This window comes from Pseudomonas nunensis (assembly GCF_024296925.1).
GTDB classification, from domain to species: Bacteria; Pseudomonadota; Gammaproteobacteria; order Pseudomonadales; family Pseudomonadaceae; genus Aquipseudomonas; species Aquipseudomonas nunensis.
Genome location: NZ_CP101125.1, coordinates 4,159,606 through 4,185,147, shown reverse-complemented (window position 1 = coordinate 4,185,147; position 25,542 = coordinate 4,159,606). Strand labels below are relative to the sequence as shown.

22 protein-coding genes are annotated in these 25,542 nt (G+C 59.2%); 12 read left to right on the top strand and 10 right to left on the bottom strand.

Annotation, left to right across the window (positions count from 1 at the left end; all coding sequences use genetic code 11):
- The first annotated feature begins 28 nt into the window (after positions 1–28).
- The 5 genes from NK667_RS18135 (at position 29) to NK667_RS18115 (ending at position 2,091) form a co-directional block, all read left to right on the top strand.
- The gene (locus tag NK667_RS18135; RefSeq protein ID WP_054053951.1) at positions 29–217 is read left to right on the top strand and encodes a hypothetical protein; all 189 of its coding nucleotides are present in this window, start codon (positions 29–31) and stop codon (positions 215–217) included.
- A 322-nt stretch (positions 218–539) separates the two neighbouring features.
- Positions 540–911 (top strand): hypothetical protein, encoded by a 372-nt coding sequence (locus NK667_RS18130; protein WP_054053953.1) that lies wholly within the window; start codon positions 540–542, stop codon positions 909–911.
- Between the two features lie 166 nt (positions 912–1,077).
- Entirely contained in the window at positions 1,078–1,500 is a 423-nt protein-coding gene (locus NK667_RS18125; RefSeq protein WP_054053956.1) for a hypothetical protein, read from the top strand.
- Between the two features lie 102 nt (positions 1,501–1,602).
- Complete coding sequence (locus tag NK667_RS18120) at positions 1,603–1,788, top strand: hypothetical protein (RefSeq protein ID WP_054053957.1); 186 nt, start codon at positions 1,603–1,605, stop codon at positions 1,786–1,788.
- Positions 1,789–1,872: 84 nt separating this feature from the next.
- The gene (locus tag NK667_RS18115) at positions 1,873–2,091 is read left to right on the top strand and encodes a hypothetical protein (RefSeq protein ID WP_054053959.1); all 219 of its coding nucleotides are present in this window, start codon (positions 1,873–1,875) and stop codon (positions 2,089–2,091) included.
- 86 nt (positions 2,092–2,177) lie between these two features.
- Here the strand turns inward: NK667_RS18115 and NK667_RS18110 are convergent, their stop codons facing one another.
- Together NK667_RS18110 and NK667_RS18105 are read right to left on the bottom strand one after the other, a co-directional pair.
- The gene (locus NK667_RS18110; RefSeq protein WP_054615661.1) at positions 2,178–2,597 is read right to left on the bottom strand and encodes a DUF6896 domain-containing protein; all 420 of its coding nucleotides are present in this window, start codon (positions 2,595–2,597) and stop codon (positions 2,178–2,180) included.
- Complete coding sequence (locus tag NK667_RS18105; protein WP_083471351.1) at positions 2,594–7,396, bottom strand: RHS repeat-associated core domain-containing protein; 4,803 nt, start codon at positions 7,394–7,396, stop codon at positions 2,594–2,596. Before NK667_RS18105 ends, NK667_RS18110 begins: the two co-directional genes overlap by 4 nt.
- 260 nt (positions 7,397–7,656) lie before the next feature.
- Between NK667_RS18105 and NK667_RS18100 the strand changes: the two genes are divergently transcribed.
- Positions 7,657–8,352: an HAD-IA family hydrolase gene (locus NK667_RS18100; protein ID WP_054053961.1), complete on the top strand. Its 696-nt coding sequence runs from the start codon at positions 7,657–7,659 to the stop codon at positions 8,350–8,352.
- Between the two features lie 123 nt (positions 8,353–8,475).
- Here NK667_RS18100 and NK667_RS18095 read toward each other — a convergent pair whose 3' ends face one another.
- Positions 8,476–9,222, bottom strand: coding sequence for a 3-oxoacyl-ACP reductase family protein (locus NK667_RS18095; RefSeq protein ID WP_054053963.1), 747 nt, complete (start codon positions 9,220–9,222; stop codon positions 8,476–8,478).
- Positions 9,223–9,347: 125 nt separating this feature from the next.
- On the opposite strand from NK667_RS18095, the gene NK667_RS18090 reads away from it, so the two are divergent.
- Positions 9,348–10,271: a LysR family transcriptional regulator gene (locus NK667_RS18090; RefSeq protein ID WP_054615660.1), complete on the top strand. Its 924-nt coding sequence runs from the start codon at positions 9,348–9,350 to the stop codon at positions 10,269–10,271.
- A 108-nt stretch (positions 10,272–10,379) separates the two neighbouring features.
- Here the strand turns inward: NK667_RS18090 and NK667_RS18085 are convergent, their stop codons facing one another.
- From NK667_RS18085 to NK667_RS18075, 3 genes are all read right to left on the bottom strand, one after another.
- On the bottom strand, positions 10,380–11,108 hold the full coding sequence (locus tag NK667_RS18085) for an aspartate/glutamate racemase family protein (RefSeq protein WP_054053967.1): 729 nt from the start codon (positions 11,106–11,108) through the stop codon (positions 10,380–10,382).
- A gap of 57 nt (positions 11,109–11,165) precedes the next feature.
- The gene (locus tag NK667_RS18080; protein WP_054615659.1) at positions 11,166–12,707 is read right to left on the bottom strand and encodes an NCS1 family nucleobase:cation symporter-1; all 1,542 of its coding nucleotides are present in this window, start codon (positions 12,705–12,707) and stop codon (positions 11,166–11,168) included.
- Positions 12,708–13,284: 577 nt separating this feature from the next.
- A complete protein-coding gene (locus NK667_RS18075) occupies positions 13,285–14,025 on the bottom strand; it encodes a phosphoadenylyl-sulfate reductase (RefSeq protein WP_054615658.1) in 741 nt (246 codons plus the stop codon).
- Between the two features lie 173 nt (positions 14,026–14,198).
- Between NK667_RS18075 and thrH the strand changes: the two genes are divergently transcribed.
- The gene (gene thrH / locus NK667_RS18070) at positions 14,199–14,816 is read left to right on the top strand and encodes a bifunctional phosphoserine phosphatase/homoserine phosphotransferase ThrH (RefSeq protein WP_054615657.1); all 618 of its coding nucleotides are present in this window, start codon (positions 14,199–14,201) and stop codon (positions 14,814–14,816) included.
- Positions 14,817–14,920: 104 nt separating this feature from the next.
- On the opposite strand, the gene pabB is transcribed toward thrH, so the two are convergent.
- The 4 genes from pabB to rloA form a co-directional block, all read right to left on the bottom strand.
- Positions 14,921–16,258: an aminodeoxychorismate synthase component I gene (gene pabB / locus NK667_RS18065; RefSeq protein ID WP_054615656.1), complete on the bottom strand. Its 1,338-nt coding sequence runs from the start codon at positions 16,256–16,258 to the stop codon at positions 14,921–14,923.
- Positions 16,259–16,461: 203 nt separating this feature from the next.
- Positions 16,462–17,448 carry an alpha-L-glutamate ligase-like protein gene (locus tag NK667_RS18060; protein ID WP_054615655.1) on the bottom strand — a complete coding sequence of 329 codons (987 nt, stop codon included), beginning with the start codon at positions 17,446–17,448 and terminating at the stop codon, positions 16,462–16,464.
- Entirely contained in the window at positions 17,448–18,980 is a 1,533-nt protein-coding gene (gene rloB / locus NK667_RS18055) for an osmotic stress tolerance membrane protein RloB (protein ID WP_054053977.1), read from the bottom strand. Before rloB ends, NK667_RS18060 begins: the two co-directional genes overlap by 1 nt.
- Positions 18,981–18,985: 5 nt before the next feature.
- Entirely contained in the window at positions 18,986–19,522 is a 537-nt protein-coding gene (gene rloA, locus NK667_RS18050; protein ID WP_054053979.1) for a retropepsin-like aspartic peptidase RloA, read from the bottom strand.
- A gap of 307 nt (positions 19,523–19,829) precedes the next feature.
- On the opposite strand from rloA, the gene NK667_RS18045 reads away from it, so the two are divergent.
- The 4 genes from NK667_RS18045 to acnD all read left to right on the top strand — a co-directional run bounded on the left by NK667_RS18045 (position 19,830) and on the right by acnD (position 25,536).
- Complete coding sequence (locus NK667_RS18045; RefSeq protein WP_177331461.1) at positions 19,830–20,549, top strand: GntR family transcriptional regulator; 720 nt, start codon at positions 19,830–19,832, stop codon at positions 20,547–20,549.
- Positions 20,546–21,436, top strand: coding sequence for a methylisocitrate lyase (gene prpB, locus NK667_RS18040; RefSeq protein ID WP_054615654.1), 891 nt, complete (start codon positions 20,546–20,548; stop codon positions 21,434–21,436). Before NK667_RS18045 ends, prpB begins: the two co-directional genes overlap by 4 nt.
- A 174-nt stretch (positions 21,437–21,610) precedes the next feature.
- Positions 21,611–22,738: a bifunctional 2-methylcitrate synthase/citrate synthase gene (gene prpC / locus NK667_RS18035; RefSeq protein ID WP_054615653.1), complete on the top strand. Its 1,128-nt coding sequence runs from the start codon at positions 21,611–21,613 to the stop codon at positions 22,736–22,738.
- A gap of 206 nt (positions 22,739–22,944) precedes the next feature.
- Complete coding sequence (gene acnD / locus NK667_RS18030) at positions 22,945–25,536, top strand: Fe/S-dependent 2-methylisocitrate dehydratase AcnD (RefSeq protein WP_054615652.1); 2,592 nt, start codon at positions 22,945–22,947, stop codon at positions 25,534–25,536.
- Positions 25,537–25,542: the final 6 nt, after the last annotated feature.

The window sequence follows — 25,542 nt, the reverse complement described above, 5'->3', positions numbered from 1 at the left end:
TCGACCCATTTTTGAAAGGGGCGAAGAGATGGCTGATCCGTATATCGAAGACGACGGGGCTGAGTTTCCAATCAACAATTGCGTGCAGTGCGGCCAGACTGAATATGTGGCTGGCTTTGGCGAGGATCAGGTCAAGACTGGCAAGATCAAATCGATGGCGCCTCGAGGGCCGAAGTCAAAATTTCTGCCCAAGGTTGCAGCACCTTCCAGGAAATAATCGTCAGCAAAAACGACCCCGCCATTGAGCGGGGTTTTTCATTTTTGGTGTGCGGGGTACTCGAGAGTTTTCTGCAGACATTTGCTGGTTTTCTTTCACAAACTTTTCACAACGACCTACGTAGTCTCAGCTCATCCGTTAGAAAGCAGTACTCCAGCCCGTCTCCCCAGCGGGCTTTTTTTTGCCTGTCATAAAACCTTTTCCATAAACGCTGTCCAACCGTCGCCTATAGCGATGTTGAGCCGGTTTGTGTCTGGACTTTGCCGTCACTAAAGCATTCAATCTCCGCCTTTTCGTTTCCCCCTTTTTTGAGGTTTTCGTCATGCGTTTAACACTGCCTGCTCTGGTTCTGGGCCTTTTGGTTACTCAAGGTGCGATGGCTGCCGGTCAAGGCACTGCCGCGCTCGGTGGTGGTCTGGGTGGCGCGCTGGGTAATGTCGTCGGCCAGAACATGGGCGGCAGCACCGGCGCAGCGATTGGTGCTGGCGTAGCGGGCGCGGCAGGCAGTGCGATTGCCGCTCCGAAGGGCAGTCGCACCAAAGCGGCTATCGGCGGCGGTGTCGGCGCGGCGGGCGGTTCGGTGATCGGCCACAGCCTGGGCGGCAAGACCGGTGCAACCATCGGCGCCGGCCTGGGCGGTGCTGCTGGCGGCGCGGTAGGTACCAACCTGTCGAAAGGCCACAAGCGCCACTGATCCTGAAGGTCAGCTCAAGAAGCCCGGCGTAATGCCGGGCTTTTTCGTTTCTGAACGTTTTTATTCAACGGGTCTCCAAACTCTTACAACCCTCTCGACTAGCAGAGTACTGTGGGAGCAGGTTGAGACACTTGCGCTCCTCCAATACGGAATTGAGGTTCATATCATGCGTTTGACATTGTCCACGTTGGTTCTAGGTCTTTTGGTCGCTCAGGGCGCCATGGCGGCCGGCGATGGTACCGCAGCAGTTGGCGGTGGTCTTGGCGGTGCGCTGGGTAATGTGGTCGGCCAGCAAATGGGCGGCAGCACCGGCGCAGCGATCGGCGCGGGTGTGGGCGGCGCCGCAGGCAGCGCGGTCGGCGCGCGCAAAGGCAGCCGCACAGAAGCGGCCGTCGGCGGCGGTATCGGGGCGGCGGGCGGCTCGGTGGTCGGCCATAGTCTGGGCGGCTCTACCGGTTCGACCATTGGCGCAGGCCTGGGTGGTGCGGCGGGTGGTGCAGTCGGTAACAACCTGGGTAGCGACAGCGGCAGCTCCCATTCCGGTGGCGGCCACAAGCACAAGAACAAACACAGAAACAAACATCGCTAGTTTGACTGTCTAGCGACAGGACTTCTGTGAGTAGGGGCTCTGCAATGCTTGGTTGTAAGACGCCCCGAACTTCATCAACTCGCTGAAACTGTGAGGCGCGCCATGACCCTTGAAACCGAAGACAAAGATAAGCAAGAGGACTCCAGCGGCGTGCCGTATTTGAACGATCCTGGTAATGAAGATCCAGGTTCCTTAATGGACGATGCAACCGTACCGCTTAACGACTCTGACGATGCAGGGGATGTGGGCAACACCGAGTATGAAGAGGAAGACTCGGACGAAGACTGACCGATCGTCCCTCGGATCGAACGCCTGCATAGCCCTATCCTCGAAATATCAGGGCCTGCCCTTCAGGTCCTTCGAGAGGTGCTTATGAACGCTGATCCGAAAGTCGCTGACGGCGACGAAACCCCTGAATATCCGCTGCCTTCACCCACTGATTCACTGAGCCGTGATCAGCGTCCGCCTGATGATGAGGATGACGCAGGTGTGGAGCAGGTTCCGGAGAGTGATGTTACGCGTGGGGATGTGGAGGCGAGTCCCGATGATCCGGATATTGCCGGGGAGGATGGGTCGGGGGAGCCGAGTTGAGATCCTTGCAGTTATTTAAACTGGCTTTTTGAGTATTGAGGCCCGTACATTTGTCGGGCCTTAGCCGCATAAAAATGGATTGTTCGTTACCAAAGAGTCTTGTTCTTGAAATATAGTCGTGACATGGAGTTTTTTATCCTCTCGACTTTTCCTGCTGCTATATATTCATCCAGATCTCGTTTTACATGGTCCAACTCTGTGTATTTTGGATGTTTTTTCGGGACTTCATTTGCATATATGTATAGCCTCCATGAGTCAAACCCATCGATTCTTTCATCTGGTCCATAATCGAAGTCGACACAGGCATCCGGCAAATAAACGCGACAACCTACTCCATGTAGTTCATAGGTAACTTCGTCGTTCACACTCCCTCGCTGGGCGATTTGCTTCGTTCCCCATAGCCTTAAAATGCACCTTTTTCCGAATTTCTCCTCCAGCAGGGCTGTAGCCTTTTCGACTTGGGCTAAGAAGTCATCGATCAAATATTCCAGTTCTTCATTTTTCATCTTCTTGGCCTGTTCAATCTGTCATGTCCAACAGATTCCGCGGATGCTTTGACTTCTTCTATAGTTGTGAAAACACTATTTTTATGGTTGGCAATGTCCGTGATTAACTGGATTGTAACTGGTGTGTGAGTACGTCTTGCTGCCGATGCTCTATGGTGGCCATCAACTATATATCGTTCGCCATTATGCTCAACTACATCAATAGGCCAATCTTCGTCATACCCGTTTTTCTGCATCTGAGTAGCGAGACCTTCAACTCGCTTTGTTGAGCTTTTACCTTCAATAGCATGTGCCCGCCTTAGACTATTTGGGTCAACGCCATGAACCACATCAGGTAACTGCGGCTCCCCCTCATCAACCCCAACCTTCCCAGCCGGATCCTCTTCCCCGATCTCCGGCCGCTTGCACCCATCCCCTCCAGGACAAGTATTCAACCCCAACGGATCAACCCACCCCGTTGGATTCGGCGTGTACTGGTACCCGTTCAACCCACCCGCCAATTTCGCAGGATCCGGCGTCAGGTACCGTCCAACATCCGGGTTGTAATACCGATGCCGGTTGTAGTGCAGCCCCGTCTCCGCGTCGAAGTACTGCCCCTGAAACCGCAAAGGCTGGTCCAGCACTTGATGGGTATCGCGGTTTAGGCGGGTCAGTCGGCCGTAGGCGGTGTATTGCGCGGCCCAGACAATTTCGCCGCTGTAGTCGGTCAGTTCCTGCGGTGTGCCGAGGTGGTCGAGTTGGTAGTAGAACGGGCAGGCCTGTAGCGGGCCTTTGCCGTCGAGCATCGCCAGCGGGCGGAAGGTGCCGGGTTCGTAGATGTAGCTGCGGTAATGCTCGGGGCTGCTTTCGGCGACAACCTTGTCGCCTTGCCAGAAGAACTCGGTGGTCTTGGCATCGACGGTTTTGGCGATGCGGCGGCCGAAGGCGTCGTAGCGATAATTCGCACAACTTCCATTCGGCAAGGTGACGCTAATTAACCGGTGCTGGCAGTCGTAGCGATACTCGGTGACGAGTTTTTGCGCAGTGCCGCGCCGTTCGCGGATGAGATTGCCGAAGGCGTCGTAGTCGTAATGCCGGTCACCCTGCATCAACAGGCGATTGCCCTTAACGCTCGCCAAACCGGGACGATCCTGCATCAGCAAATTGCCCGCCGGGTCGTGGGCGAAGCTTTCCGGCACGTGATCACGGGAATGACGGACGCGGATCAGACGGTCGAGCGGATCGTATTGGTAGCTGCGTTGACCATGGCGGGTGTCGGCGATGTGGTCGAGATTGCCGTTGGCGCTGTAGGCATAATCGCGGCGGTACAGCGGTCGTCGCTGTTGGCTGACGGAGTGGGCTTTCAGGCGACCTTGGTCGTCGTATTGATAATCGCTGAGCAACAAGCCTTGCTGGCGGTGTTGTTCGCGACCCGTGGCGAAGGTGTGGGACGTCAGTCGTGCGCCATTAAGGTCGATGGCCGTCAGCGCGCCGCCCTTGGCATGGTGGTAATCGAGTTTGCTGTTGTCCGGCAGGCGAATGTGATTGAGCTGGCCGCAGGCGTCGTAGCCATAACGCAAGGTGCCCCAGCCTTGGTGTTCGGTGATGAGACGGTCTTGCAGGTCGTAGGCAAATTCCAATGGATGGTCGTGACCATCATCAACGCTGACCAGCCGCCCGAGGCTGTCATAGCGGTATTCGACCTTGATGCCGTCGGGCAGGGTCTTGACCAGCAAGCGCCCGGCCGAGTCCCGCTGGTAACCGGTGATGAGCGTCGAACCGTCATCGCCGAACTCGGTTTTCTCCAGCAGTTGCCCATTGAGGTCGTAGGCGTACGCCGTGCGTTGCCCGTCGAATCCGGTTTCCTGTCGAATCAATCCATTGGGCGTGTAGTCCAGCTGATATTTTTCGCCGGATTCGTTTTCGATTTCCGTCAGAAGCAGCTGCGAATTGTCGTAGCGATACTTCAGCTGAGTGCCGTCAGGGTTGATGCGGCGGCTGACCAGATGCAGGTCGTCGGCATATTCGTAGCGAGTGACGCGGCCCAGTTCGTCCTGCTCGGCGGTGATCTGGCCGTAGGCGTTGTAGCTGAAAGCGCGGGTGGCGCCTGTAGGTAAAGTCGTCTGCACCAGTCGGCCGACGGCATCCCATTGGTAATGGGTGACGGCACCGTGTTCGTCCTGGCGGGTAATCCGTCGCCCCAGTGCATCGTAGGAAAACCGCCGTTGCCCGCCGTCCGGCAACGTCTCTTCGACCAATTGTCCCAGACCGTTCCTGACGAACATGTGCCGACTGGTGTCGGGATAGCGGATCGACAGCAACTGCCCCTGCGCGCCGTAGTGGTAATGGGTGACCTGTCCATCCGGGTCGACAGCTTCGGTGACATCCCCCCGAGCATCACGCCGATACATCCACACCGCTTTGCCGCGACGCCGGGCATGCAGGAAACCGTTGCGATACTCGTAGGAAGTCGGCTCGCCTTCTGGCGGAATTTGTGCCACGAGACGTCCGACTTCGTCATAGCGGTATTCCGTCACCGCCCCGAGCGGATCCTGCTCGGCAATCAATCGGCCCTTGTTGTCATAGGCCTTGCGATGCTCACCGCCATTCGGTTCAACCCGGCGTACCAAGCGCGCCTTATCGTCATGGACGTAAGTTTCTTCACTGCCGTCGACGTTCTTAACCACAACGCCACCCTGGTCATCCCAGATGTAAGCGGTGTCCATCTGCGAAAAACTCGCCCGGTGGCGGACGCATCGCGCAGCCTTGCCGGATTTTTCCCACTCCCAGAAAAAACTCGCCCCACCCGTCAGTTGCCGTTGAAGGATCACGTGCTGGTCGTCGTAGTCGTACCGTTCGCTTTCTCCCGCGGCATTGGTCGCTTCGATCAGGTGATGACGGGCGTTGTAGCGGTAGGAAACCAGCGTCTGTTCTGTACGCCAGGCGTCACTCAGGGAGTCGGCAGGATGAAAAGTCTGATACTGGATAGCGATGAGGTGTCGGCGCTCGTAACACAACAGCAGCGAACGCCCGGCCCCGTTGTCGAGGCGTTGAATGCGATCCTCGCGATCGCGGGTGATGTGTAGCCGGTTGCCATAGGAATCGCTGATCGCCGTCAACTTCCCGTTGCGGAAGTGGTAAAACCTCGGCGTCTCGCCCGCCAGCGCGACAATCAATTCCTGCGGTTCATCCCCTGAATAAATCGCCGCCCGCGACAGGCTGTTATGAATCGTCGGGCGCTCGGCACTCGGCAGCGGAAACGTCGTACGGCGGTTTTCATGGTCGATCCAGATGACCCGCTGACCGTCCCGCTCCAGACGGTGGGCGAGGGAATGAGTCCAGCCCCAGCCCAGGCCACAGTCGAGTTCGACCGCACTGGTGCGATAGAGCCGGGTGAACTCGAACGGCAGGATTCCGTCCAGTGAACCGTCGGTCAGGGTCAGCAGTTCTTCGCCAGTGACCATCGACACCGGGCAGCCATTGGTGCAGGTCAATGGCGCGCAATCGGCGCTGTCGCCGTTAGGATTTGTCGCCTGGTCCGGCGCGTCGTACTGAGGTTCGTGTGGGACCAATCGCGTTTGTGCGTCGGTTTTGTCCCGAGCGATGGCCGCCGGGTTTCTCACCACCAGAACCGGTGACTCGCCGTTACGAATCTCCAACGGCACTGTCGGCGTTGGCCTCACGGGTGCTTGGCGCGCATTGACCGCCAGCGGTTTGAACGCATCTGCGTGGGTCGTCAGCCTGGATTCGGCGGTCAACTCGCTCAGGCGTAATGTGGCGGCCGCCAGCCATTGCCGTGCCCGTGGTGATTTGACTTTACCCAGCACCTTGGCACTTAAAGCGATCTTCACGCCTTGTCCGCGGGTCACCGCCATCAGTAGGAAAGCGATCAGCAGTTCTGTACGAATTTCCGCCACCACCTCGGCGACGAATTGTGGAGGCAGCATCCTCAGCCAACTGGTAAACGCGGCGAGGTGAATAAATAGCAGCGGCTCATCACTCAGCAGCAACAAGCCATTGGCGATGGCGTCAGCGGAGGCCGCGAGCAGCGCGTCCAGCTCGGCCTGGGTCAGGTACTCCAGCAACTTTTCGCTATTGGCTTGCAGGTCCGCGAGCAGGTCGTAGACCTGTTTCACGTCATCCCAAACACCCTGCAACGAATTTCTGACACCCAGCCAGTCCGCTTCTTGCAGCAGGCCGTAGCGCTCACGAAACCCGGCGCTGCCGAACTCTGTCCACAGCGGCTCGAACTCGTTGGTCCATTCCGCGCGCAGCCAGCCTTCGAGTTCGCCGATCAGGCCTTGATAAGAGGCGTAGAGCACCTTGATGTGCTCGGCTGAAACATCGGGAAAGAAGGTGATGCGATAACGCTGGCCCCGACTGCAATCGGAAACTTCGAGAATGCCGCTCGGGCCGATGGTCTTGTGGACAGGTTTACCGAATGTCAGCTCACCGTTGTGATCTGCGATCACTGGTTCGAGTGTCACCGGTGTGTTGCCGATCGGCACGAAACGCGCCGCCTCGAACATATGCACCAGGGTCAACGGGCCTTCGGCGGGGCATTGGGTTACCACGGAGCTGACTGGCGTGGTGGTATTCAGCGGAGCGCGAAGACGAACATCGTTGCCGACCTTGAACACCTGCTCGACATCCAGTGTCCAGCCGGTCCAGAAGTTTTCCGCCCAGCGCTCGTAGTCATTCAGGCAGAGGCGAAACTCACCGAGTACCGCTTCGACATCGGGTTGCTCCGGGTTCATGGCGGCGACCACCATCAGGCCGATGGTGTTGTTCAGGGCCAGGAGTTCATCGGGGTCGAACATTCGCAGTCACTCGCGCGCTTGAATAAGGAGCGCGAGACTTTGCGGGGGATGCGCGAGGAAAGAAGTCGGGAAAGGAGGTGATTGCTGTAGGGATAATCGCTAAATCATCGGCGGCACAGGAATACAGGTTTTTTCACCCGTCGGTCATTGCACGTTGCCCTCAGCCAGCCGCGCTCGTTATGCTGCTGAACCCTTTAATCGATCCGAGTACTGGCCGTACCTGAGCCGCCTGGGATGTCTTTAAGAACGGATCAGATGCGATGAATGCACCACTGAAAGCGTTCGGCCCGATCAAGGCCGTGATTTTCGACATGGATGGCTTGCTGTTGGACACCGAGGGCATTTACACCGAGGTCACGTCGATGATTGTCGAACGTTATGGCCGGACCTTCGACTGGAGCATCAAACAGAACATCATCGGCCGTGGCGCGGGTGACCTTGCGCGTTATGTGGTCGAGGCGCTGGATTTGCCGATCACCGCCGAGGAGTTCCTGGTGATCCGTGAGCCGCTGATGCGCGAGCGTTTCCCCAAGGCCCTGGCGATGCCGGGTGCAGAGGAGCTGGTTCGGCACTTGAAGGCCAACAATATTCCGATTGCGGTGGGCACCAGTTCCTCCCGTCAATCGTTCGGCCAGAAAACCACGTTGCACCGTGACTGGTTTGCGCTGTTTGACTTCGTTGTTACTGCGGATGATCCGGAAGTGGGTGCAGCCAAACCGGCACCGGATATCTTCCTGACGGCTGCGCGGCGCCTGGGTGTCGCACCTGAGGATTGCCTGGTATTCGAGGATTCGCCGTTTGGCGTCACGGCGGCGAAAGCGGCGGGGATGACTGCGATTGCGATCCCGGATGCGGCCATGGCGGACGAAAAGTACGCACACGCGGATGGGATTCTTCGTACGTTGAAGGCGTTCACGCCGAGTGAATGTGGTTTGCCAGCGCTTGAATGGGCGTGATGCAGAAAATGTGGGAGCGAGCCTGCTCGCGAAAGCGGACTAACAATCAACATTGTCGTTGAATGTTAAACCGTCTTCGCGAGCAGGCTCGCTCCCACATTGATTGGCGTTGGCAGACCTGTATCAGGCGCCGAAACCACCATCGATCGTCAGGCTCGCACCGGTGATGTAACCCGCTTCCGGGCCGACCAGGTAAGCAACGAAGCTGGCGATCTCTTCTGCTTTGCCATAACGACCTACCGCCATCAACGGGATCAGGCTCTCGGCGAAGTCACCGCTGGCCGGGTTCATGTCAGTGTCGACCGGGCCCGGTTGCACGTTGTTGATGGTGATGCCGCGCGGACCGAGGTCGCGGGACAGGCCTTTGGTCAGGCCGACCAGCGCCGCTTTGCTCATGGCGTACGGGCCGCCACCGGCGAAGGGCATGCGGTCGGCGTTGGTGCTGCCGATGTTGATGATACGACCACCTTCAGTCATGTGTTTGGCCGCGGCCTGGGTGGCAATGAACACGCTGCGCACGTTGATGGCCAGGGTCTGGTCGAAGTCTTCGAGTTTGAAATCTTCCAGTGGCGCGACGGCCAGCACGCCGGCGTTGTTGACCAGGATGTCCAGGCGACCGAAGGCTTCTACGGTGGCGGTCACGGCGTTGCGAATGGCATCGGCGTCGGCGCTGTCAGCCTTGATGGCGAGTGCCTTGCCGCCGTTGCCGGTGATGCTGTTCTGCAATTCTTCAGCCTTGGCGGTGGAGCTGACGTAGGTGAAGGCAACCGCGGCGCCTTCAGCAGCCAGACGTTTAACAATGGCTGCGCCGATACCGCGGGACCCGCCTTGAATCAAAGCCACTTTGCCGCTGAGGTTCTGAGTAGTCATATCGATCTCCAAAGTCCCGAGGCGAGATGTCTCGGTTGATGGAGCCTAGTATCGATTCGGGATTACCTGCTGTGTAGAGGGTAATTGCGATAGTCTGTGTAAACCAAAAGTTTATAGTGGCGATCATGGAAACCTTCAGCAGTATCGAATGCTTCGTGCGCAGCGCCGAGGTTGGCAGCTTCGCCGAAGCCGCCCGGCGCCTGAGCCTGACCCCGGCGGCCGTGGGCAAGAGCGTCGCCAAACTGGAAGCGAGACTGGGTGTGCGGTTGTTTCAACGCAGCACCCGTAGCCTGACGTTGACCGAAGCCGGTCAGTTATTTTTGAGCGAAGTCAGCGCCAGCCTGCACACCATTCAAAACGCCGTGGCCAACCTCGCGAGTGCCGAAGGGCGCCCGGCAGGCACGCTGAAAGTCAGCATGGGCACGGTGTTCGGGCGGTTATATATCGTGCCGTTACTGGGGGAGTTTCTAAAACGCTTTCCGGCGATCAACCCGGACTGGCATTTCGATAATCGCCAGGTCGATCTGATTGCACAGGGTTTTGATGCGGCGATTGGCGGCGGATTCGAACTGCCTCAGGGCGTGGTGGCGCGCAAGTTGACACCGGCGCATCGGGTGCTGGTGGCATCTGCCGAGTATCTGGCAGGGCGAGAGGCGATCGTCGAACCTGACGACCTCAAATCGTGCGACGGGATTCTGATCCGTTCACCGCAAACCGGTCGCGTGCGCTCCTGGCAACTGACCAGTCGCGCTCAGCAACACAGCCCGTTGATGCTCAAGGCGCGGATGACCATGAGTGATTCGGAGGCGGCATGTGCCACGGCGGCTCAGGGTTTGGGGATTGCGCTGGTGAGCATGCCGTTTGCCGTGGGTTATCTGGAGGCCGGGACGTTGCAACGGGTTTTGCCGGACTGGTACGTCGACGATGGCAATATTTCGATCTATTACGCGGAGCACAAATTGTTGCCGGGCAAGACCCGGGCGTTTGTGGATTTCATTATTGAGCAGTTTGCGGAGCGGGGGTTGGGGGAGCGGTTCAGTGCGATTTGAATTCGGTTCTTGACCGTGTTGAGGCCTTCGCGGGCAAGCCTCGCTCCTACAGGACCTGCGCAAATCCCTGTAGGAGCGAGGCTTGCCCGCGAAGAACGATGACGCGGTCTACCGGCCAAACCGCCCCGGCCACCCAATAATCGTCTTCGGCCGCGGTGTCGCATAAGTCCGCACCTTCGACGTCGACAACCCCAACCGCACCAGCGATTCAGCAATGGTCACCGCCGCCGTCACGCCATCCACCACCGGCACGCCGGTGCGTTGGCGGATCTGCTCATCGAGCCCGGCCATGCCGCCGCAACCCAGGCAAATCACCTCGGCTTTATCTTCCAGCACGGCCAATTCCGCCTGGCGAACAATCGCCTCCAGCGCGCGCTGCGGATCGGATTCCAGCTCCAGCACCGCTAAACCACTGGCGCGCACTGACGCACAACGATCCCACAACCCCGACAACTTCAGGCGATCCTCGATCAGCGGCACGGTGCGGTCCAGAGTGGTGACGACCGAGTAGGCGTGGCCGAGGAACATCGCGGTGCTGGCGCCAGCATCGGTGATATCCACCACGGGCACGTTGAGCAATTCCTGCAAACCTTCGCGACCGTGTTCGCCATAACCAGCCTGGATCACCGCGTCGAAGGGTTGGTCGTAGGACATGACCCGGTCCATCACCGCGATGGCCGCCAGGTAACTTTCGAAATTGCCTTCGATGGAATCGGCACCAAAATACGGCGTCAGGCCGACGATTTCAGTGCCGGGCGCAGCCACGGACTGGGCCTGGCGGGCGATGGCCTGGGTGATGGATTCGGTGGTGTTGACGTTGACCACGAGAATTCGCATGGGAAATCCTTATAGCGGGGTGGTTCTGCGGCCCGACGTTGCCGGGCCGCCAGGGGATTAATGGCTGACGTTATCGACCGCGATGCTTTCACCGCTGACATCGTCGTAATGCGGCTGCCGTTTGGCGATGATCAGGTAGAGCATCCCTGCAATCCCGGCGCCAATCAGCCAGGAGAACGGCGATACGAGATGGAAACCCGGCATCAGCGCCAGGACGATGGCGATCAAGGCTGCAGGAATGAACGCCGCCACGGCGCGGAGATTGACGCCACGGCTGTAGTAATAAGCGCCGTTGGGGTCTTCGCTGTACAACTGCGGCACGTTGATCTGACCTTTTCGTACAAGCCAGTAGTCGACCATGATCACTCCATACAACGGGCCGAGCAGGGCGCCGAGGCCGGACAGGAAATACACGATCACTAATGGGCTGTTGTAGAGGTTCCACGGCAGGATCAGCACGGCGATGGTCGCGCTGATCAATCCGGCGCGGCGGAAGGTCAGGTATTTCGGCGCCAGGTTGCTGAGCACGAAGGCCGGGGCGACGAAGTTGGCCATGATGTTCACCGCCACGGTGACGATCAGGAAGGCCAGGCAACCGAGCACCAGGAAGAAGGTGTTGGGAATTGAGGCGATGATTTCTGTCGGGCTTTCAATGATCCGGCCATTGATCTGAAATTGCGCACCGCAAAGCAGGACGGTGATGCTGGCGAACACCAGAATATTTACCGGCAGGCCCCAGAAATTTCCGACCTTGATGGTTTTGCGGCACGGCGAGGAACGGGCGAAGTCGCAGAAGTTGAGAATCAGCGTGCCGTAGATCGACAGCCACAACGCACCACCGGCGAAGATATTGCGCCACATCTCACCACCGGTCAGCGGTTCGCGGATCGACCATGCGATGGTCGCATCGGCCTGGAAGTACATCCATCCGGCGAGGGACGCGACGGTCAGCAGGATCACCGGCCCGGCAAATGCCTCGTAGCGCCGCACCATTTCCATGCCATATGCCAGGATCGCCAACTGCACGAACCAGATCGCCACGAAACAGATCCAGCCCAGAGTCGACAGGCCGAGGATCGAGTCGTGGTCGTAATCGGCGAAGCCGGGGTGCACCGCCGTCAGCAATACGCGAAAGACCACCGAGGCAAGGTACGTCTGAATTCCGAACCAGGCGATGGCGATAACGGCGCGGATCAGTGCAGGAATTTGCGCCCCGTGGATGCCGAAACTGATCCGGCTGATCACCGGGAACGGCACCCCGGTTTTCTGGCCCATGTAGCCGGAGAGGTTCATGAAGAAATACACCAGCGCCGCGCCGATTCCCAGCGACAACAAAATCTGCCAGCCGCCCAGACCCAGGGCATACAGGCCGATGGCGAACGAGTAGTTGGCGATGTTGTGAACGTCGTTGGTCCACAGGGCGAAGATGCTATAGCGCCCCCAACGCCGGCCTTCAGCCTTGGTCGGCGCCAGGTCTTTGTTGTGCAGACGCGAGCTGAGTACCACCGGCGTTTGAAGGGGCTGATCGTGAACATTGAGGGCAGGTTGAGAGGAGGGCAGATCCAGCGCGATGTTGTTATTGGATAGGCTAGTACGCATTCCGGCAGGCTCCTGATCCTCGAACGCCGCGATGACTGTGCATGAGCATTGGCTCGACAAATCTTCGTCGCGGGGTGGCGAGAATCACTGGTTACGGGGCATCTGCAGCCTGTACGGGATAGGGCGCTTCAGGCTTGCGGATCGAAAGTGTGTGTATGTTTTGAATAGGATTGTATACAAAACATATATGCACTTAAGCCAGATCTATGCCATCTCTGGATCTATGTAATTCGGCATTAATTTCGTTTTGTTATTGGTAGGCGCTAACTAACTGAAAATAAAACGCTATATATTGACCGATTGAACAGGTATTTATTTATCAGTGGGGTATGTGGGAAACGTCGACTGAGGAAGTCAGGAAAGGGGTATGTAACTTTTTGGGGCGAAGAAACAAAAAGTGCACACATAAATGGCACTTATGGTGACATTCGTGTGTACACATTTATTAAGCCGAGAATCGAACCTGTGGGAGCGGGCTTGCTCGCGAAGGCGTCGTGTCAGTCGACTTCAATTTCGACTGACTCACCGCTTTCGCGAGCAAGCCCGCTCCCACATTTGGATCTTCGCAAGACTGGGGTTATGCCTTGGATTTGCTAATGATGTTGCCCGCATGCAACCCGCATTCTTTCTGCGTCGCTTCTTCCCACCACCAGCGGCCTTCACGCTCATGCTGGTTCGGTAACACCGGACGGGTGCACGGCTCGCAGCCGATGCTGATGAAGCCACGTTCGTGCAGGCTGTTGTAAGGCAGCTCCAGCATGCGGATGTAACCCCAGACCTCTTCGCTGGTCATCTGCGCCAGCGGGTTGAACTTGTACAGCGTGCGCTCCGGGGTGGAGAACGCGGTGTCGATTTCCAGCACGGCAACGGCGCTGCGGGTGCCCGGGCTCTGGTCGCGGCGCTGGCCGGTGGCCCATGCGGGGACGTCGGACAGTTTGCGCCGCAGCGGCTCGATCTTGCGGATACCGCAGCATTCGCCATGGCCGTCCTTGTAGAAACTGAACAGGCCTTTTTCCTTCACGAACGGTTCAAGTTTCGTGTAGTCCGGCGACACCAGCTCAATGTCGATCTTGTAGTGCTCGCGCACCTGATCGATGAAACGGTAGGTCTCGGGGTGCAAGCGGCCAGTGTCGAGGCTGAACACCTTGACGTTCTTGTTCAGCTTCCAGGCCATGTCCACCAGCACCACGTCCTCGGCGCCGCTGAAAGATATCCACAGGTCATCGCCAAACTCGGCGAACGCGAGTTTCAGGATGTCCTGGGCGGATTTGTTGGCATAGGTCGTGGCGAGTTCCACGACATCGAACGATGGGCTCATCAGGGCGGCTTCCTACAGGTCGGTGGCGCTGGGCGCTCTATATGGGGCCGATGGTAACAAAATCCCACGGCTGCTGGCGCGCCCTCTGCGTTGCGCAGGCTGGCCCGAGTCGCTAGAGTTCGGCAGTCCTTTTACTCGCTCGACTCAATAATCAATACAAATGGGAGTGTCTTGTGGAAATTGCCTGTCTGGATCTTGAAGGTGTGCTGGTCCCGGAAATCTGGATCGCCTTCGCCGAAAAAACCGGAATCGAATCCCTCAGGGCCACCACCCGGGACATTCCCGACTACGACGTGCTGATGAAGCAGCGCCTGCGGATCCTTGATGAGCATGGCCTGAAGCTCTCGGACATTCAGGAAGTAATCGCCACGCTGCAACCGCTGGACGGCGCCATCGAGTTCGTCAACTGGCTGCGTGAACGCTTCCAGGTGGTGATCCTGTCGGACACGTTCTATGAGTTTTCCCAGCCGCTGATGCGTCAACTCGGCTTCCCGACCTTGCTGTGCCATCGCCTGATTACCGACGATGCCGGACGGGTGACCAGCTATCAGTTGCGTCAGAAAGATCCCAAGCGTCAGTCGGTTTTGGCCTTCAAGAGCCTTTATTACCGGGTGATTGCGGCGGGGGATTCCTACAACGACACGACGATGCTGGGCGAGGCGGATGCCGGGATTCTGTTCCATGCGCCGGACAACGTGATTCGCGAATTCCCGCAGTTCCCGGCGGTGCACAGCTTTGAGGATTTGAAGCAGGAATTTATCAAGGCTTCGAATCGCGCTTTGAGTTTGTAGGCGTTTTCGAAGGCGCCTTCGCGGGCAAGCCTCGCTCCTACAGGTTCTGTGTCGATCACGACTCGACACAATCCGTGTAGGAGCGAGGCTTGCCCGCGAAGCTCTTAAAGGCCTTGCAGCGTATCCAGCAACACCTTCACCTTGGTAATCGATTCCTGATACTCGGCCTGCCATTCCGAATCCGCAACAATCCCGCCACCACCCCAGCAACACACCTGCCCATCCTTGACCAGCAGACTGCGAATTGCGATGGAGCTGTCCATCTCGCCGCGCACGTCCAGGTACACCAACGAGCCGCAGTACAAACCACGACGGGTCGGTTCCAGTTCATCAATGATCTGCATCGCGCGGATTTTCGGCGCACCGGTAATCGAGCCGCCCGGGAAACTGCCGGCGATCAGGTCCAAGGCATCTTTGTCATCCGCCAATTCACCGGTGACGCTGCTCACCAGGTGATGCACGTTCGGATAACTTTCCAGGCTGAACAACTCCGGCACCCGCACCGAACCGATGCGGCAGGTGCGACCGAGGTCGTTGCGCAGCAGGTCGACGATCATCAGGTTTTCCGCGCGGTCCTTGGGGCTGGCCAGCAGTTCGGCGGCATTCGCGGCGTCTTCGGCCGGGGTCAGGCCGCGAGGGCGGGTGCCTTTGATTGGACGGGTTTCGACTTGGCGCTCACTGACTTTGACGAAGCGTTCCGGTGACAAACTCAGCACTGCGCCACCATCGGGCAGGCTCTGGAACCCGGAAAACGGCGTCGGGCAAGCCGCACGCAGCGCACAATAGGCGGCCCATGGATCGCCCTCGCATGGCGCGCGAAAGCGCTGGGCGAAATTGACCTGATAGCAGTCACCGGCCTGAATGTACTGCTGGATCCGCTCAAGGGCCTGGCGATATTGGCCGGCGCTGAGGTCGGCATGCATTGGGCTGTTCAGTTTGAACGGCTCGACTGCATCAACCTCAGGCTGAGCGAACAGCGTGATCAGGCGTTGCCGCTCGTCATCGGCCAGCGTCGGGTGGAACACTAACTGACTGGTCATCCGCTGGTGATCGCTGATCAACGCCCAGCCATACAAACCGAAACGCGCATCCGGCAGATGCAGGTCGTCCCGGGCCTGGCTCGGCAGGTTTTCCAGATGACGGCCGAAGTCGTAACTCAGGTAACCGATCAGGCCGCCGGCGAAGGGCAACTCATCCGGGACGGACGCTTCGCCCAGTTGTGTCAGATTGTCCCGAAGGCGTTGCAGGAAATCGGCACCGCTTTCCTCCGCGAGCACGGCCAACTGCTCCAGCGGCCATGCGCTGAGCAAGTCAAAGCGCCCGCGATCGGCACTTGGGCGGCCACTGTCGAGCAGCACGGCGCCGGGGGCATGACGAATCGCCGCGAAGTAGTCGGCGGGGTTGGTGCGATAGGGGAGCGGGTGTACGGAACAAGTCAACATGAGCGTTGCGGATCAGCCATCGAGGCGGGGTGGCGATTGTAGTCCTCTGCAGGAATTGCTCCTAGAGGGGATGTCGGGGATTGGCAGGTTGAGTGCTTTGTTGGCTGTCAGTCGGTCTTCGCGGGCAAGCCTCGCTCCTACAAAGGAGCGCGGACACCTGTAGGAGCGAGGCTTGCCCGCGAAGGCCGCGCCTCAATCCCGGATCAACCCTCAACCGGCGGAATATGCCCAAACATCTCCTGAACAAACTCCACCCGCTCCTGCACGGTCTCGATCACTCCGCGAGCCTTCAACTCTTCCAGCCGCGCCTCGACCGCATGGGTACGCAACGTCAGCCCACAATCATTGGCAATCTGGATGTTCAACCCAGGCCGGGCGTTCAGTTCAAGAATCAGCGGACCTTTCTCCTGGTCGAGCACCATGTCCACGCCGATATAACCCAGGCCGCACAACTCATAGCAGCCTGCGGCGAGTTTCATGAAACCGTCCCAGTAGGGCAGTTGCACGCCATCCACCGCGTTGGTGGTGTCCGGGTGTTTGGTGATGATGTTGTTCAGCCAGGTGCCGCGCAGGGTCAGGCCGGTGGCCAGGTCCACACCGACGCCAATCGCGCCTTGGTGCAGGTTGGCCTTGCCGCCGGACTGGCGGGTCGGCAGGCGCAACATGGCCATGACCGGATAACCCATTAACACGATGATGCGGATATCCGGCACGCCTTCGTAGCTGATGCTCTTGAAGATCTGGTCCGGCGTCACGCGGTATTCGATCAGCGCGCGATCCCGGTGGCCACCCAGGGAATACAGGCCCGTGAGGATACTGGAGGCATGGTGCTCGATTTCCTCATGGCTGATGATCTTGCCGGACACCGTGCGATAACGGCCCTCGAAACGGTCGGCCACCACAATAATGCCGTCACCGCCCGCGCCCTGGGCTGGTTTGATCACGAAGTCGCTGCGCCCGCCAATGATCTTGTCGAGGTTGTCGATTTCCTTCTCGGTGGAAATGATCCCGTACAACTCCGGCACGTTAATGCCGGCGGCAATCGCGCGTTCCTTGGTGATGATCTTGTCATCGACAATCGGGTACAGGCTGCGCTTGTTGTACTTGAGCACGTAGTCCGCGTTGCGCCGATTGATCCCCATGATGCCCCGGGCTTCCAGGGCCTTCCAGGTCTTCCAGAAACCGAACATTACGAGTCAGCCTTGAGGAACGCTTTGAAGCGGACCAGCTCGGTCAGGCGGTAGCCGCGATAGCGACCCATGGCCAGCATGAAACCCACCAGGATCAACAGGATCGCCGGGAAGGTGAACACGAAGTAGACCAGTTCCGGCACGCTCATGATCAGGTGCGCCAGCGACGCGGCGAACAGCGTACCAATCGCCACTTTCAAGGCGTGCCCGGCACCGCGTTCTTCCCAGGTGATCGACAGGCGTTCGATGGTCATGGTCAGAATCACCATCGGGAACAGCGCCACCGACAACCCGCGCTCCAGGCCGAGTTTGTGGCTGAACAAGCTGATTGCCGCGATCAGCACCACGACAAAGGTCAGCACCACCGAAAGCCTTGGCAGCATTTGCAGCTTCAAGTGTTCAAGGTAGGAACGCAGCGACAGCCCCAACGCGGTGATGATGGTAAACAGCACAATCCCGAAGCCCAGTTGCGTCTCGCGGAAGGCCAGGGCGATCAGCACCGGAGTAAAGGTGCCGAGGGTCTGCAGGCCGATCAGGTTGCGCAGGATCAGGATCACCAGCACGCCAATCGGGATCATCACCATGATCATGAAGGTCTGCTGGGTTTGCAGCGGCAGGCCGTACAGCGAGTATTCGAGGAAGTTGGCGTCGGTGTTTTCGTCGGTCAGCTTGGCCAGGCGAATGGCGTTCATTTCGCTGTTGTTCAGACTGAAGGTGACGTTGGCTTTCTTGCCGCCATCGACGGTGATCAGGTTTTCGTCGCCGGTCCACCACAGCAGGCGGTCGGTCGGCATGCCCTGTTCGCCGGTTTCCGGGTTGAAGTACAGCCAGTCGGTGCCATTGAAGCTGCGCAGCCACAGTTCAGGGGTTTGCGGTTGGTCGGCCACCAGACGGATGGTGTGGACCTTCTCCACCGGCACGTGGGCGATGGACAGGACCAGCTCGACGATCCGGGCCTTGTTCGCGGTGGACGGATCGCCGCCGAGCAGCAGCTTCACGTTGTCGTCGTTGAGATTGTTGACACGCTTGATCGCTTCGCCGACGAAGGTTTCGACGTCGGCCGAGTGTTGGCGGATCGGCGCGAGCAGGGCTTCGGCAGCGACTTTTTCCGCGCCTTCGACGGCGATGCTGTCGCGGAACGTCGGGCCTTTGATCTTGGATTTTTCGCCGCTGTAGCGCTTGGTCAGCACCAAGCGGTAATAAAGCGTCTGGTTACCTTTGGCCCGACGCGCCGACCAGGTGACTTTGCGGTTGCCATCGACCCGGTTCACGGCCACGCCGTAGTTATTGGAGATGAAGCTTTCGTTCAGGCTCACATAGTCGCGGCTCAGGGGCGGCACGAACATCTGGATCTTGACCGGGTCCTTGGCACTGGCGACGAACTCGACCTTGGCGTCGATGTTCCACAAGTCGTCCGTGGCGTCTTCGGTGACGGGAATCCCGAGCACGAAGATCTGGTAGGCCGTAACTGAAATGCCCAGCACCACCAGAATGGCGATCAGGATTTTCAGGTGGAGGTTAATAGAGCGCATTGGAATTACTCTGCGGTATGAGCGTCGGTGGCGCAGGCGGGTTTGCCAGCAGCGTATTTAAGACTGGGGTCGACCAGCGCATCGAAGCGTTTGAGGGCTTCGGAGCCGATCAGGAGCGGGTATTGGAAGGCGCTGCGGTCGGTCAGGTTCACTTCGATGCTGCGCAACGCCGAACCCATGCAGATATCCAGCTCGATCACCGGGCGGGCCGTGTACTTCTTGCCTTCTTCCGGGTCGTAGTCACCGGCCCGGCGCTTGATTTTGCTGACCCGGGCCAGTGGCCGTTCGATCGGGTGCGAGTGCGCGGCATCGATCGCCAGATAAAAGCGCACCCAGGATTCGCCATTGCGTTTGAAACGTTTGATGTCGCGAGCACTCAAGGACGCGGTTTTTGCCCCGGTGTCGAGTTTGGCGGCGACTTCCAGGTCAATGCCGTTCAGCGAGGCGTACTCGTTGAGGCCGTACACGGTTTTTTCCCCCGCGGCGGCGACACCGGGCAGGAACAAGAAATAAAGAAAGGTGGGGAAGGGCTTGAGTCTCATAAATCCTGGGTGCGCAGCGGTCCGTACTTCGATTCAAGGCCCTGGCATCGCTGCGCAAGCTCCCTCGTATGCCTATCAGCTATTTATGACAAGCCGTGCAGATGCAAATGACAAACAAATGCGGGCAGCATTCTAGCACGGTGGTTTTATGGCGCCACCGCTGGCAGGGGGCTATAAACAAGGGTGCTGCGTCGTTATGGTGCAGGCGGTTATTAGACGATTGTCGACAATGCCTATTTATCCTTTGACTCTACGGCCTGTATTCGCTAGTTTTTGCCGCATTGGCTAACAAGGTGTCGACAATATGCTGGATCAACTCGATCCCCCGGTCATTGCGCAGGATGATTCGGAAACACTTTCCGAGAACGTCTTCCGGCGCATCCAGGCGGCCATCGTCAAGGGCGAGATCGCCCCGGGCAGCAAGATCTCCGAGCCGGAGCTGGCCCGCACCTATGGCATCAGCCGCGGACCGTTGCGCGAAGCAATCCACCGTCTCGAAGGCCAGCGCTTGCTGGTGCGCATACCGCACGTCGGGGCGCGCGTCGTTTCCCTGAGCCACGCCGAGTTGCTGGAACTCTACGAAATCCGCGAATCCCTGGAAGGCATGGCGTGTCGCCTGGCCGCCGAGCGCATGACCCTCGAAGAAATCGACGAACTGCGCCGGGTCCTTGAAACCCATGAGCGCGATGCGGCATTCCAGGCCGGTGTCGGTTACTACCAGCAGGAAGGCGATTTCGACTTTCACTACCGGATCATCCAGGGCAGCGGTAACCGCACCCTGACCCAGATGCTCTGCGGCGAGCTGTATCAACTGGTGCGCATGTACCGCATCCAGTTTTCCACCACACCCAATCGCCCGCGCCAGGCTTTTGCCGAGCACCACCGGATTCTCGACGCCATCGCCGACCGTGACGGTGAGCTGGCCGAGTTGTTGATGCGCCGTCACATTGGCGCCTCCAAACGCAATATCGCCCGTCACTACCAGGACGGCGCCACTAAGACAGCCACTGAACGAGGTGAGTCATGAGTTCCAACAAGAGCACTCCAGGCCAGCGTTTCCGCGATGCGGTCGCCAGCGAGCATCCTTTGCAGGTGGTCGGCGCGATCAACGCCAACCACGCGCTGCTGGCCAAGCGCGCCGGTTTCAAGGCGATCTACCTGTCGGGTGGCGGGGTGGCTGCCGGCTCTCTCGGCGTACCGGACTTAGGGATCACCGGCCTGGATGACGTGCTGACCGACGTGCGCCGCATCACCGACGTCTGCGACCTGCCGCTGCTGGTGGACGTGGACACCGGTTTCGGTTCCTCGGCGTTCAACGTCGCGCGCACCGTCAAGTCGATGAGCAAGTTCGGCGCGGCGGCGATTCATATCGAAGACCAGGTCGGCGCCAAGCGCTGCGGTCACCGTCCTAATAAAGAGATCGTGTCGCTGCAGGAAATGGTCGACCGCATCAAAGCCGCCGTCGATGCCCGTACCGATGACAGCTTCGTGATCATGGCGCGCACCGATGCGTTGGCCGTTGAAGGTCTGGAATCTGCCTTGGACCGCGCTGCCGCGTGTATCGAGGCCGGCGCCGACATGGTCTTTCCGGAAGCCATCACCGAACTGGACATGTACAAGCTGTTCGCCAACCGCGTGAAAGCGCCGATCCTGGCCAACATCACCGAGTTCGGTGCGACGCCGTTGTTCACCACCGAGCAACTCGCCGCGGCCGACGTGTCGCTGGTGCTATACCCATTGTCGGCGTTCCGCGCGATGAACAAGGCAGCGGAAAACGTCTACACCGCGATCCGCCGCGACGGCACGCAACAGAACGTGATCGACACCATGCAAACCCGCATGGAGCTTTACGATCGCATCGACTACCACACCTTCGAGCAGAAGCTCGATGCGTTGTTTGCCGCGAAAAAATGAAGATCAAAAGATCGCAGCCTCGCTCCGCTCGACAGCTCCTACAGGTTGTTGCCGAACGAGGTCAATGTAGGAGCTGTCGAGTGAAACGAGGCTGCGATCTTTTCGGCAACACCCAAAAGTCCTGATGAATCACAACTTGCCGATTCCCTAAAAATTTCAAGATTGGAGACAGCAATGGCCGAAGCAAAAGTACTCAGTGGCGCCGGGCTCCGTGGCCAGGTTGCCGGGCAAACCGCACTGTCCACCGTGGGCCAGTCCGGCGCAGGCCTGACCTATCGTGGCTATGACGTTCGCGAACTGGCGGCTGACGCGCAGTTCGAAGAAGTCGCCTACCTGCTGCTGTACGGCGAACTGCCGACCAAAACGCAATTGGCAGGCTACATCGACAAACTGAGCAAGCTGCGCGACCTGCCGCAAGCGCTCAAAGAAGTGCTGGAACGCATCCCCGCCGATGCCCACCCGATGGACGTGATGCGCACCGGTTGCTCGTTCCTGGGCAACATCGAGCCGGAAAAAGACTTCGGCGCACAACACGATGTCACCGACCGCCTGCTGGCCGCCTTCCCGGCGATCATGTGTTACTGGTATCGCTTCAGCCACGACGGTAAACGCATCAATTGCGTGACCGACGAACAGACAATTGGCGGCCACTTCCTGCACTTGCTGCACGACAAGAAGCCGAGCGACCTGCACGTCAAAGTGATGAACGTGTCGCTGATCCTCTATGCGGAACACGAGTTCAACGCTTCGACCTTCACCGCCCGTGTCTGCGCGTCGACCCTGTCGGACATGTTCTCCTGCATCACCGCCGCCATCGGTTCCCTGCGCGGTCCGTTGCACGGCGGCGCCAACGAAGCAGCGATGGAAATGATCGAGCGCTTCAAGTCGCCGGAAGAGGCGATCAAAGGCACCCTCGGCATGCTCGAGCGCAAGGACAAGATCATGGGCTTCGGTCACGCGATCTATAAGGACAACGATCCGCGCAACGAGGTGATCAAGGGCTGGTCGAAAAAACTCGCGGACGAAGTCGGAGACACCGTGTTGTTCCCGGTTTCCGAAGCCATCGACAAAACCATGTGGGAGCAAAAGAAACTGTTCCCGAACGCCGACTTCTACCATGCGTCGACGTACCACTTCATGGGCATTCCGACCAAATTGTTCACACCGATTTTCGTCTGCTCGCGCCTGACCGGCTGGGCCGCGCATGTGTTCGAACAACGTGCCAACAACCGCATCATCCGCCCGAGCGCCGAATACGTCGGCGTCGAACAGCGCAAGTTCGTGCCAATCGAACAACGCTGACCGGTGGCGGCCAGCGCGGGTTGCTGAATAAACCGCAAACCCCTGTGGGAGCGGGCTTGCTCGCGAAGACGGACTGACATCCAACATTGATGTCGACTGATACACCGCTTTCGCGAGCAAGCCCGCTCCCACATTTGATCCGGTTTCAATTCAGTCCCGAAGCCAGGCCCCACCCTTTTGCAACTACCGTGACCGAGTCCTGACCGATGAACACAGAATTCCGCAAACCGCTGCCCGGCAGCCATCTGGATTATTTCGACGTCCGTGCGGCGGTCGAAGCGATCCAGCCTGGCGCCTATGACACCCTGCCGTACACCTCCCGCGTGCTCGCGGAAAACCTGGTGCGTCGCTGCGACCCGGCCACGCTCACCGATTCCCTGAAGCAATTCATCGAGCGCAAGCGCGACCTCGACTTCCCGTGGTTCCCGGCCCGCGTGGTCTGCCATGACATTCTTGGCCAGACCGCCCTGGTCGACCTCGCCGGCCTGCGCGACGCCATCGCCCTGCAAGGTGGCGACCCGGCGCAAGTGAATCCGGTGGTGCCGACGCAGTTGATCGTCGATCACTCCCTGGCCGTCGAGCGCGGTGGCTTTGATCCGGAGGCGTTCGAGAAGAACCGCGCCATCGAAGACCGTCGCAACGAAGACCGTTTCCACTTCATCAACTGGACCAAAAAAGCCTTCAAGAACGTTGATGTGATTCCGCCGGGCAACGGGATCATGCACCAGATCAACCTGGAGAAAATGTCTCCGGTGATCCAGGTGCGTGACGGCGTTGCGTTCCCCGATACCTGCGTCGGCACCGACAGCCACACCCCGCACGTCGATGCCCTGGGCGTGATCGCCATCGGCGTTGGTGGTCTGGAAGCCGAGAGCGTGATGCTCGGTCGCGCGTCGTGGATGCGCCTGCCAGAAAGTGTCGGCGTTGAACTGACCGGCAAGCTGCAACCGGGCATCACCGCCACCGACATGGTGCTGGCGCTGACCGAGTTTTTGCGTAAACAGAAAGTCGTCGGCGCGTGGCTTGAATTCTTCGGTGAAGGCGCTTCGGCGCTGACCCTCGGCGACCGCGCAACCATCTCCAACATGGCCCCGGAATACGGCGCCACTGCCGCGATGTTCTACATTGATCAGCAGACCATCGACTACCTCAAACTCACCGGCCGTGAAGACGAGCAGGTAGCGCTTGTCGAGAACTACGCCAAGACCACCGGCCTGTGGGCTGACAGCCTGAAGGGCGCGCAATACGAGCGCGGCTTGAGCTTCGACCTGTCCTCTGTGGTGCGCAACATGGCCGGCCCGAGCAACCCGCACGCTCGCGTCGCGACGTCGGACCTTGCCGCCCAAGGCATCTCCGGCCAGTGGACCGAAGTGCCTGGCCAGATGCCGGACGGCGCGGTGATCATCGCCGCCATCACCAGTTGCACCAACACCAGCAACCCGCGCAACGTCATCGCCGCCGGCCTGCTGGCGCGCAATGCCAACAAGCTCGGATTGACCCGTAAGCCTTGGGTCAAATCGTCCCTGGCGCCGGGCTCGAAAACCGTCGCGCTGTACCTTGACGAAGCGGGGCTGACCAGCGAACTCGAACAGCTCGGCTTCGGCATCGTCGCGTTCGCTTGCACCACCTGCAACGGCATGTCTGGCGCACTGGATCCGGTGATCCAGCAAGAGATCATCGACCGCGATTTGTATGCGACCGCTGTGCTTTCCGGCAACCGTAACTTCGACGGGCGGATTCACCCGTACGCCAAGAATGCGTTCCTCGCTTCACCGCCGCTGGTGGTGGCTTACGCCATCGCCGGGACCATCCGTTTCGACATCGAAAAAGACGTGCTGGGCGTGGTCGATGGCAAAGAAATTCGCCTGAAAGACATCTGGCCGAGCGACGAAGAAATCGACGCCGTGGTGAAAGTCTCGGTGAAGCCGGAGCAGTTCCGTCAGGTCTACATTCCGATGTTCGCCATCCACGAAGATACCGGCCCGAAAGTCACGCCGCTGTACGACTGGCGCGAGATGAGCACCTACATCCGCCGTCCGCCGTACTGGGAAGGCGCGCTGGCCGGCGCGCGTCCGCTCAAGGGCATGCGCCCGCTGGCGGTGCTGCCGGACAACATCACCACCGATCACCTGTCGCCATCCAACGCGATCATGCTCGACAGCGCCGCCGGTGAATACCTGGCGAAAATGGGCTTGCCGGAAGAGGACTTCAACTCTTACGCAACCCACCGTGGCGACCACTTGACCGCGCAGCGCGCGACCTTTGCCAACCCGAAACTGTTCAATGAAATGGTCCGGGAAAACGGCAAGGTCAAGCAGGGTTCGCTGGCCCGCGTCGAGCCGGAAGGTCAGGTCATGCGCATGTGGGAAGCCATCGAAACCTACATGGAACGCAAGCAGCCGCTGATCATCATTGCCGGCGCCGACTACGGTCAGGGTTCGTCGCGGGACTGGGCGGCGAAAGGCGTGCGCCTGGCCGGTGTTGAAGCGATTGCCGCCGAAGGTTTCGAGCGCATTCACCGCACCAACCTGGTGGGCATGGGCGTGTTGCCACTGGAGTTTTTGCCGGGCACCGACCGTCACACGTTAGGCATCGATGGCAGCGAAACTTATGACGTGATCGGCGACCGCACGCCGCGTGCGCAGTTGACGTTGGTGATCAATCGTCTGAATGGCGAGCGCATTGAAGTGCCGGTGACTTGCCGCCTCGACACCGCTGAAGAAGTCTCGATTTACGAAGCGGGCGGCGTGTTGCAGCGCTTTGCCCAGGACTTCCTTGAATCGGCCGTCGCCGTTTAATCATGA